At 68.4% G+C, this 8,932-nt stretch carries 10 protein-coding genes and 2 pseudogenes; 7 read left to right on the top strand and 5 right to left on the bottom strand.

Annotated features, from left to right (window positions below; genetic code table 11):
• Window positions 1-95: 95 nt before the first annotated feature.
• The gene (locus OO54_RS40175) at window positions 96-1,220 is read right to left on the bottom strand and encodes a tyrosine-type recombinase/integrase (RefSeq protein ID WP_234439338.1); all 1,125 of its coding nucleotides are present in this window, start codon (window positions 1,218-1,220) and stop codon (window positions 96-98) included.
• A gap of 471 nt (window positions 1,221-1,691) precedes the next feature.
• Window positions 1,692-1,928: pseudogene (locus OO54_RS48060) on the bottom strand (ABC transporter); the annotation flags it as partial.
• A gap of 400 nt (window positions 1,929-2,328) precedes the next feature.
• Between OO54_RS48060 and OO54_RS42095 the strand changes: the two are divergent.
• Complete coding sequence (locus OO54_RS42095) at window positions 2,329-2,979, top strand: methyltransferase domain-containing protein (RefSeq protein ID WP_106970197.1); 651 nt, start codon at window positions 2,329-2,331, stop codon at window positions 2,977-2,979.
• Window positions 2,980-3,345: 366 nt separating this feature from the next.
• Window positions 3,346-3,714 carry an ArsR/SmtB family transcription factor gene (locus OO54_RS40160; RefSeq protein ID WP_234439337.1) on the top strand — a complete coding sequence of 123 codons (369 nt, stop codon included), beginning with the start codon at window positions 3,346-3,348 and terminating at the stop codon, window positions 3,712-3,714.
• 184 nt (window positions 3,715-3,898) lie between these two features.
• On the opposite strand, the pseudogene OO54_RS40155 reads toward OO54_RS40160, so the two are convergent.
• A pseudogene (locus OO54_RS40155) lies at window positions 3,899-4,606 on the bottom strand (NAD(P)/FAD-dependent oxidoreductase); the annotation flags it as partial.
• 4 nt (window positions 4,607-4,610) lie between these two features.
• Complete coding sequence (locus OO54_RS40150; RefSeq protein ID WP_033212499.1) at window positions 4,611-5,030, bottom strand: arsenate reductase ArsC; 420 nt, start codon at window positions 5,028-5,030, stop codon at window positions 4,611-4,613.
• Between the two features lie 74 nt (window positions 5,031-5,104).
• On the opposite strand from OO54_RS40150, the gene OO54_RS40145 reads away from it, so the two are divergent.
• From OO54_RS40145 to OO54_RS40130, 4 genes are all read left to right on the top strand, one after another.
• On the top strand, window positions 5,105-5,413 hold the full coding sequence (locus tag OO54_RS40145) for an ArsR/SmtB family transcription factor (RefSeq protein ID WP_033212497.1): 309 nt from the start codon (window positions 5,105-5,107) through the stop codon (window positions 5,411-5,413).
• Window positions 5,410-6,495, top strand: a complete 1,086-nt coding sequence (gene arsB, locus OO54_RS40140; protein ID WP_033212495.1) for an ACR3 family arsenite efflux transporter — start codon at window positions 5,410-5,412, stop codon at window positions 6,493-6,495. The genes OO54_RS40145 and arsB overlap by 4 nt, the downstream gene beginning before the upstream one ends.
• A gap of 74 nt (window positions 6,496-6,569) precedes the next feature.
• Window positions 6,570-7,628 (top strand): ArsO family NAD(P)H-dependent flavin-containing monooxygenase, encoded by a 1,059-nt coding sequence (locus OO54_RS40135; protein WP_033212493.1) that lies wholly within the window; start codon window positions 6,570-6,572, stop codon window positions 7,626-7,628.
• A gap of 123 nt (window positions 7,629-7,751) precedes the next feature.
• Complete coding sequence (locus OO54_RS40130; RefSeq protein WP_234439336.1) at window positions 7,752-8,096, top strand: ArsR/SmtB family transcription factor; 345 nt, start codon at window positions 7,752-7,754, stop codon at window positions 8,094-8,096.
• Window positions 8,097-8,106: 10 nt separating this feature from the next.
• Here the strand turns inward: OO54_RS40130 and OO54_RS40125 are convergent, their stop codons facing one another.
• Window positions 8,107-8,520, bottom strand: coding sequence for an arsenate reductase ArsC (locus OO54_RS40125; RefSeq protein WP_033212491.1), 414 nt, complete (start codon window positions 8,518-8,520; stop codon window positions 8,107-8,109).
• Window positions 8,521-8,607: 87 nt separating this feature from the next.
• Here OO54_RS40125 and OO54_RS40120 point away from each other — a divergent pair, with 87 nt between their 5' ends.
• Complete coding sequence (locus OO54_RS40120) at window positions 8,608-8,910, top strand: ArsR/SmtB family transcription factor (protein ID WP_033212488.1); 303 nt, start codon at window positions 8,608-8,610, stop codon at window positions 8,908-8,910.
• Window positions 8,911-8,932: the final 22 nt, after the last annotated feature.

Below are 8,932 nucleotides of genomic sequence, written 5' to 3'. Positions count from 1 at the left end.
ACGGGGCGGGCAGGAGCGACGGGTCATCCGGCAGGTGCTGCATCCCAGCATCCTTGCAGAACCCCTAGGGCCGGCCTTGATCGGCCGGACAGGACCTAGAGCCCGGCCTCAAGGACCTTGGCTGCGCGACCGATGGATGCCGGCATCAGATGTCGGTAGATGCGGTATGTCATGTTGATGTTCGAGTGCCCCATCCACTCGGCCACGTCGGTGATGGGGATTCCCCTGGACAGGCAGTTCGAGGCGAAGAAGTGGCGCAGGGAGTACGGGTTCAGCTTCCGTTTGATGCCAGCCCGCTTCCTGGCCGCGCTCCATTGATAGTCGAGCGTCGAGTGTCCCCAGTAAGGGCTGCGCTGAGTGCGCAGCAAGTAGCCGTTCTTGTCCGTACCGAGGTCATGCACGTACCTGAGGAGGGACTCCCGGACCGTGGCCGGCATGGGGACTTCGCGGAACTCGCCCGCCTTGCGGTGCTTGAGCGGGGCGCGCTGGCGGGTCCTTCCTTCGATCTGCTCGGTGATGCGGTACACGTCGTCCGCGACCATGCCGTCGAGATGGGCTGCGAACGCCTCTCCGTTCCGGTGCCCGCACCCGGACATCAGATCGATGATGACGACGAGACCTTTGGAACCGACCTCTTTGAGCGCGTGGATCTCCTCCAGCATGGGGATGGTGATTCGGTTGGGGATGTACTCCGGTGGGACAACGCCCTGGAAGGGGTCGTCGGCGATCCCGCCCCTGCGGTGGGCGTCCCGGAGGATCTTCTTGAGAGTGTCGAAGGCGTTCTGCTGTGTGGCCAGACCGACCTTGCGCTCCTCCATCGACATGATGAAGTCGTCGACGACGGTCGGTGAGAAGCTGTTGATCCGGCGGGACTCGAGGGCAGGGAGTATCTGACGGTCGAGGAGTTGAGTCACCGTGCGTACCGTGCCCGGCGCGAAGTGGCGCTGACGGGGCAGCCAGGTACTGGCGTACGCGCTGAAACGCTGCTTTCCCAGCGTGCGCTTCATCTCGGCCTGCTGCACAGGAGTACTGCGCTTCTCGCTGTAGAGCTGTGCGAGCCGGCTGAGGGCGTCGTCCTGTGTCGGGTAGCCCGTCTCCTCTCGTTGCCGTCCCGTTCCGTCCCGAAACCGGATAGCGTAAAGGTGCGCACAGCCACCCTGCCGTTTGCAGCTGCAGGTCTTGAAATAACTGCCCATCCCGCGGATGAGTTTGGTCGCCACGGACACCGCTCCTGACTCATGCTGGGAGGTTGCTGACCATCGGCTCCACAGCATGGCCCTGACCTGCGGCCGCACCAAACTGGGGAAAGTTGATCAGCATCCTCACGGATACCTCCTGGTGAGTCGGCAGGTAGGGAATCGGGCGGTGTCGGGTAAGGCCCGTGGTGGGTCGTCTTCGCGAATGTGCATGATGACGCAATTATCGACGCGTGGGTGCGACCGCGCACCGGTGCGTCGGTGGCGCCGACACCCTCCCCTCTGTCCGTCTCAGGCGGGCATGTTCATCAGGAGGAGGGGGTGGTGGGCCGTGGCGATCCTTCGGACGGTTCGAGGGTGAGCCCGAGCGCCTGAAGAGGCGGAGGCTCTCGGTCCAGCTGTCGGGTGACAGACGTGAGGCCCGGTCCGTCGCGGTTTCTCGCGAGGGGCCGGGCCATGGGTCGAGCGGGTGTGGAGTGTGGAGCGGGCGAGCGTTCAGGCCGCCGGGGAGGGGGTGGAGGGGGTCGGGAGGTCGATGCGGATCGTGCGGTCGCAGAGGCGTTCCACCTGTGCGGGGTCGTGGGAGACGAGCAGGACCGTTCGGTTGCCGCGCAGGGCGGCCACGGACTCCTCGACCGTGTCGCGGCTTCGCTCGTCGAGGGCGCTGGTGGGCTCGTCGAGCAGCAGGGCCGCCGGTTCGAGAGCCAGGGCCCTGGCGAGGCAGAGTCGTTGCTCAGCCTCACCGAGTCCGGCGGGCAGCCCACCCTCGACCGCGCCGCCACCGGGCCCGCGCCGACCGGCCGCGCCGTCGTCAACGCACGCGTCGCCTGCGAGCCCGACGCCCTCGACGCCGCCGTCACCGAGGCGGTCGCGGCGGCGGACGGCGTCGCCGGTGTCACCTCCTCGGCCACCACCCCGGTGTCGTTCAAGCCCTCCTACCCGCGCCCCGTGCACCGCCTCGCCCCCGCCGGCGCCTGACCCAGAAGGAGCGCCGCTCATGAGCGACAACACCACGAGCACCCTCCAAGACGAGGTCCGCGCGTACTACAAGGCCAAGGCCGAGTAGGCCGAGACGAGCGGCGCCTGCTGCTCGCCCGACCCGCAGACCTTCGGCCCCGCCGCGTACGACGAGATCGGCCCCGGCACCGCGCCCGACGCCGCCCTCCTCGCCAGCCTCGGCTGCGGCAACCCGACCGCCGTCGCCGAGCTGCGCGAGGGCGAGACGGTCCCGGACCTCGGATCCGGCGGCGGCCTCGACGTGATCCTCAGTGCCCGCCGCGTCGGCCCGGACGGCCGTGTCTTCGGCCTGGACTTCCTGGAGGAGACGCTCGCCCTCGCCGCCCGCAACGTCGAGGACGCCGAGGTCGACAACCTCGTCCTCCTCAAGGGCACGATCGAGTCCATCCCGCTGCCCGCCGACACCGTCGACGTGATCATCTCCAACTGCGTGATCAACCTGTCGCTGAACAAGCCGGCCGTCTTCGCCGAGACGGCGCGCGTCCTCACCCCCGGCGGCCGCCTCGGCATCAGCGACGTCGTCGCCGAGGACCGGCTCAGCCCCGAGGAGCGGGCCGAGCGCGGCGGGCACAGCCAGTGCATCGCCAGCGCCCTGTCGGTCTCCGAGTACAAGGAACTCCTCGATGCGGTGGGCCTGAAGGACGCGGAGGTCGTCTTCACCCAGGAGGCGGCCGACGGTCTCCACGCCGCGATCGTCCGCGCCCACAAGCCCGTCGACAGCACCGCCGCGGCGTCCGAGTGCGCCCCTGGCGGCAGCTGCTGCTGATCCGGCCGTACCCCGCGGGCCGTGGCCGGAGCCGGGACTCCGGCCACGGCCCGCACCGTCGTGCGTGGACGTGTGCCGATCTGCCCCCTTCGCGAGCCGGGAGCGGGCTGACGCTTCCTCACTCCTCCATCTAGAATCGTTGATTGGCGATGGACTGAGGTTTGGCAGCGGACCGACCCGAAGGTCACCCGTGGAAGGGAAACCGCCCCGAGGCGGTTCTCTGCCGCCATGCGCTGCAAGATCCCGAATGACGTGATCGAAAGCGTTTCACCCTCTCGCCTGTGAGGCCGGAGGCCCGGATCGCCCAGGGTGCCGTGGCCTCCGTGGGTGCGCCACGGCGTGCCTGCCAGGAGATCGTCAGGAGCCTTGCTGAATGGCTCTTTCATCGAATATCATCGATGGATCATGAGTGGTGCGATGAATGCCCGGCTGATCGACCGAGAGGCCGCCGAGTCCTATGCGACCTGGTTCAAAGCCCTCTCGGATCCCACGCGTGTGCAGATCCTGAACCTTCTGGCCTTGGCCTCCGAACCCATGAGCGTCGGAGAGATCGTGGACCGGATGAACATCGGGCAGTCCACGGTGTCCCACCACCTGAAGCTGCTCGCGGACGTCCGGTTCGTCCTTCGCGAACGCCAGGGCACCTCGATGCTGTACACGATCAACGTCGCTTGCGTGGCCTGCTTCCCCAGCGCCGCGGACGCGGTCATGGGACGCCCCGTCGCTTCGGCGTGAGGCGGACGAATGAGATCGATCCGCCACTCTCCGTGGCGGATCGTTTTTTCGTGCTGTGCGTGAGGTGATACGCGCGAGACCCAGCTCCTGCCGTCAGGTCCGCCAACGTGACGGGCAGGAGCTGGTGTTCATGGGTGAGGCCATCGATGGGGACGGCCTCCGGGGAGCGATCTCGTCGACGGCTTCACGCCGTGACGGAGACGCCCGCGGCCTTGGTGTTCCTGTCGGCGAGGGCGGCGAGGTACCGCTCGGCGTCGAGCGCGGCCCGGCAGCCGGAAGCGGCCGCGGTGATGGCCTGGCGGTAGGTGTGGTCGACGACGTCGCCTGCGGCGGAGACGCCCGGGACATTCGTGCGGGTGGAGGGGGACTCCGCCTTGGCATGGCCCTCGTCGTCGAGGTCGACCTGGCCGGTGAAGAGTTCGGTGCGCGGGTCGTGGCCGATGGCGATGAACAGCCCGGTGGCGTCGAGCTCGCGGGTCTTGCCGGTGAAGGTGTCGCGCAGGACGACGCCGGTGAGCATGCCGTTCTCGGACTTGATCTCGGCTGTCTCGCTGTCGAAGGCGAAGGAGATCTTGTCGTCGGCGAACGCCCGGTTCTGCATGGCCTTGGAGGCACGGAGGGTCGAACGGCGGTGGACGACGGTGACGGAGCGGGCGAAGCGGGTGAGGGAGGTGGCTTCCTCCATGGCGGTGTCGCCGCCGCCGACCACGACGATGTCGCGGTCGCGGAAGAAGAACCCGTCGCAGGTGGCGCACCAGGAGACACCGCGGCCGGAGAGTTCGTCCTCGCCCGGCAGTCCGAGCTTGCGGTAGCCGGAGCCTATGCGGTAGCCGGAGCCTATGACGATGACCTCGCGGACGTCGTCGCCGGTCGCCGCGTTCGAGTCGGTCAAGGGGTCACGTCTCCTGCTTCGCGTCGATCTCGGCGATCAGGCCCTCGATCAGGCCCTTGATCTCGTCACGGATCGGGCGCACGGCCTCGACGCCCTGGCCGGCGGGGTCTTCCAGGGTCCAGTCGAGGTACTTCTTGCCGGGGAAGATCGGGCAGGCGTCGCCGCAGCCCATCGTGATGACGTAGTCCGACGCCTGGACCGCCTCGGTCGTCAGGACCTTCGGCTTCTGGTCGGAGATGTCGACGCCGACCTCGGCCATGGCCTCGACGGCGGCCGGGTTGACCTGGTCGCCCGGAATCGAACCCGCGGAGCGGACCTCGACGCGGTCGCCGGCCAGGTGGTTCAGGAATCCGGCGGCCATCTGGGAGCGGCCCGCGTTGTGGACGCACACGAAGAGCACGGAGGCGAGCGGAGCAGTGGGCATCGGTGGTTCTTCCTTGTCGCCAAGAGGTCAGCTCTGGCTGGTATCAGTGGCTGGTGATGTGACAGTATCAGCCCATGATGACGTCAGTCGATACTGAACTGATCCGGGTTCTGGCGGATCCGCTCAGGTTCCAGATCGTGACCCTGCTGGCCCGTGAGACCCTCTGCACCACCCACCTCGTCCAGGAGACGGGTGCCAAGCAGACCAACCTCTCCAACCACCTGAGAGTGCTGCGTGAGGCCGGTGTCGTGGAGACCGAGCCGTGCGGGCGATTCACGTACTACCGCTTGAAGCCGGACGTCATCGCCCAGCTCGCCGGCCAGTTCGCCGATCTGGCCGAGTCCGCTCGCACCGCCGCCGAGAACAAGAGGACCTGTCCGTGAGCCCCACCCAGACACCCATCGCGGCAGAGGACTCCTCGGTCGTCGCGAAGCTGTCGACACTCGACCGCTTTCTAGCGGTCTGGATCCTCCTCGCGATGGGCCTCGGTCTGGGTCTGGGGCTGCTGATCCCCGGCCTGAACGACGCTCTGGCGAAGGTCGAGATCGGCGGTATCTCGCTGCCGATCGCCGTCGGCCTGCTGGTCATGATGTATCCGGTCCTCGCGAAGGTCCGCTACGACAAGTTCGACGCCGTCACCGGCGACAAGAAGCTCATGGTGTCGTCGCTGGTCATCAATTGGGTCCTCGGGCCCGCGGTGATGTTCGCCCTGGCGTGGATCTTCCTGCCGGACCTGCCCGAGTACCGCACCGGCCTGATCGTCGTCGGCCTGGCCCGATGCATCGCCATGGTCATCATCTGGAACGACCTCGCCTGCGGCGACCGTGAAGCCGCCGCCGTCCTGGTGGCGCTGAACTCGGTCTTCCAGGTGATCGCGTTCGGCCTGCTGGGATGGTTCTACCTCGACATCCTGCCGGGATGGCTCGGCCTGGGAGAGGGCGAGACGCTCGGCATCTCGATGTGGAGGATCGCACTGAACGTCGTCATCTTCCTCGGCATCCCGCTCCTCGCCGGCTTCCTCACCCGCCGCGTCGGCGAGAAGAAGCTGGGCCGCGAGAGCTACGAGTCGGCGTTCCTGCCGAGGATCGGCCCGTGGGCCCTCTACGGCCTGCTCTTCACGATCGTCATCCTCTTCGCCCTCCAGGGGAAGACCATCGCCTCGCAGCCGCTGGACGTCACCAGGATCGCACTGCCGCTCCTCGTCTACTTCGCCGTCATGTGGTTCGGCACCTTCGCGCTCGGCAAGGCCATCGGTCTGCGCTACGACCGCACCGCCACCCTCGCCTTCACCGCCGCCGGAAACAACTTCGAACTCGCCATCGCGGTCGCCATCGCCACCTTCGGCGTCACCAGCGGGCAGGCCCTCGCCGGCGTCGTCGGACCCCTCATCGAGGTCCCGGTCCTGGTCGCGCTCGTGTACGTGTCGCTGGCCTGGCGCAGGAAGTTCACCCCCGCCCGGCGGTGACCCGTCACACCACTTCACGGTGCCTCGCCCCTCCGACCGGGCGGGGCGCCGTCGTACGAAGGGAAGCCGGAGAGATGACCGACTCACTCGATGTCGTCGTGATCGGCGGCGGCCAGGCCGGACTCGCCGCCGCGTACCACCTGCGCCGCGTCGGCGGCCTCGACTTCGCCGTCCTGGACGCACAGCCCACACCGGGCGGAGCCTGGCAGCACACCTGGGACTCGCTGCGCCTGTTCTCCCCGGCCGCGTACTCCTCCCTGCCCGGCCGCCTGATGCCGCCCCAGCAGGGGGAGACGTACCCCGACGCCGCCCATGTCGTCGACTACCTCACCGACTACGAGCAGCGTTACGGCCTCCCCGTCCACAGGCCCGTCCGGGTCCGCGCGGTCCGCCCCGACGGCCGGCGCCTTCGTGTCGAGACGGACTCCGGGACCTGGGGAGCCCGTGCCGTCGTCAGCGCCACCGGAACGTGGTCGCGGCCGTTCGTCCCCGCAGTCCCCGGCCGGGACACGTTCGGTGGGCGCCAGCTCCACACTGTGGAGTACGGAGGCCCCGGCGCCTTCGCCGGACTCCGGGTCATCGTCGTCGGAGGCGGGAACTCCGGAGCGCAGGTCGCCGCCGATCTCGCGTACGGGACCGAGCTGACCTGGGTAACCCAGCGGCCCGCCCGGTTCCTCGCGGACGACATCGACGGCCGCGTGCTCTTCGATCACGCAACCGCCCGTCGCCGAGCCCTGGACGAGGGACGCGACGACACCGGGGGAGTGGCCTCGCTCGGCGACATCGTCGCCGTCCCGCCCGTGCGTGAGGCCCGCGACGCCGGACTCCTCAAGGCGCAGCCGATGTTCACGCGCCTGACGAGGACCGGCGTCGCATGGGCCGACGGCACGAAGGCGGACGCCGACGTGATCATCTGGTGCACCGGCTTCCGCCCAGCGCTCTCCCATCTCGCTCCGCTCGGACTCCGGGGAGCGCGGGGACGCATCCCCACCCGGGGGACGGAGGCCGTGGGAGAGCCGCGCCTCCACCTTCTCGGGTACGGCGACTGGACCGGCCCCGCGTCGGCCACCCTCATCGGCGTCGGCCGCCCCGCCCGCGAGGCCGCCCACGCCATCGCCACCCTCCTGCGCTGAGGCGATGCGGGTGGACAGATGGTGAATGGTGACGGAAATCGTCATCCGGATTCGCCGTGCGATCTTGTCGGCTCGCATGGTGTCCGGATGTCAATTCCGCTGGCGGGTATACCGATCGAGGACGTGACCAAGGACCTGTGTGCGCCCTGCTCCCCGGGGACTTTGATCGACCGCGACGAAGTCGAGACATTGACGGCCCAGTTGAAGGCGATGGCCGACCAGACCCGTCTCCAGATCACCCACCTCATCGACCAGTCGCCGGCCGGAGAGCTCTGCGTCTGCGACCCGACCGAGTCGCTGGACCTCGCGCAGCCCACGGTGAGCCGTCATCTGAAGATCCTTGCCACCGCCGGGCTTCTGCGTCGCGAACAGCGCGGGACCTGGGCCTTGTTCTCCATTCGCTGGGATGCTCTGCGGCAGCTCAGGGGGCGGGCCTTCCCGCGGGCCGTGGAGAGCTCCCCCTGCTGACGGCCGCGCCTCAGTGCGTCGGCGTCGAGTCGATCTCCGCGATGAGACCTTCGACGAGAGCCTTGATGGCGTCGCGGATGGGTCGCACGGACTCCACCCCCTGCCCGGCCGGATCGTCGAGCTTCCCGTCGAGGTGGCGCTTGCCGGGGAAGACCTCGCAGGTGTCCCCGCAGCCCATGGTGACGCACACGTCCGACTCGGTGACCGCCTGCGTGGTGAGGATCTTCGGGACCTCCGCGGACATGTCGATGCCGACCTCGCGCATCGCTTCGACGGCGGCAGGGTTCACCGCCGAGGCCGGGGCGGAGCCCGCCGAACGAACCTCGATCCGGTCGCCCGCCAGGTGGCGAAGCCACGCGGCGGCCATCTGGGACCGGCCCGCGTTGTGAATGCAGACGAACAGGACGGAAGGCGTCGGGGACACCTGTTTCTCCCCAAGTGGGTTGCGCTGTAACGGGGTTCGGAATCAGGTAGTTGACACTGGTTGCGTTCGGCGTGTCACGATCGGGCCGTGCTGACGTCGGTGAACGCGGAACTGCTCAGGGCCCTGGCGGACCCGCTTCGGCTTCGCGTCGTGTGCCTGCTTGCCCGTGAGCCGCTCTGTACGACCCATCTCGTCGAGGAGACGGGCGCGCGACAGACGAACCTGTCGAACCATCTCCGGGTTCTCCGGGAAGCGGGCGCCGTGGAGACCGAACCCTGCGGGCGCTTCACCTACTACCGGCTTCGTCCCGACACACTGAGCTTCTTCGATGTGGCCACCGATCGGGTGACGGTCCGTGAAGCGAAACGAGCGAGGCCCCCGGGCTGTTGATCGAGATGTCTGACGTCTCAAT

The sequence above is a fragment of the Streptomyces wedmorensis genome (assembly GCF_000716445.1).
In the GTDB taxonomy this organism is placed as follows: domain Bacteria; phylum Actinomycetota; class Actinomycetes; order Streptomycetales; family Streptomycetaceae; genus Streptomyces; species Streptomyces wedmorensis.
Note: the sequence above shows the minus strand (reverse complement) of the source record. Positions and strands in the feature narration are given on the sequence as shown.

Coding starts and splice junctions, on each gene's coding strand:
- OO54_RS40145 (WP_033212497.1), top strand. CDS start 5,105: ATGATGACGTCAGTCGATACTGAACTGATCCGGGTTCTGGCGGATCCG.
- OO54_RS40150 (WP_033212499.1), bottom strand. CDS start 5,030: ATGCCCACTGCTCCGCTCGCCTCCGTGCTCTTCGTGTGCGTCCACAAC.
- OO54_RS40135 (WP_033212493.1), top strand. CDS start 6,570: ATGACCGACTCACTCGATGTCGTCGTGATCGGCGGCGGCCAGGCCGGA.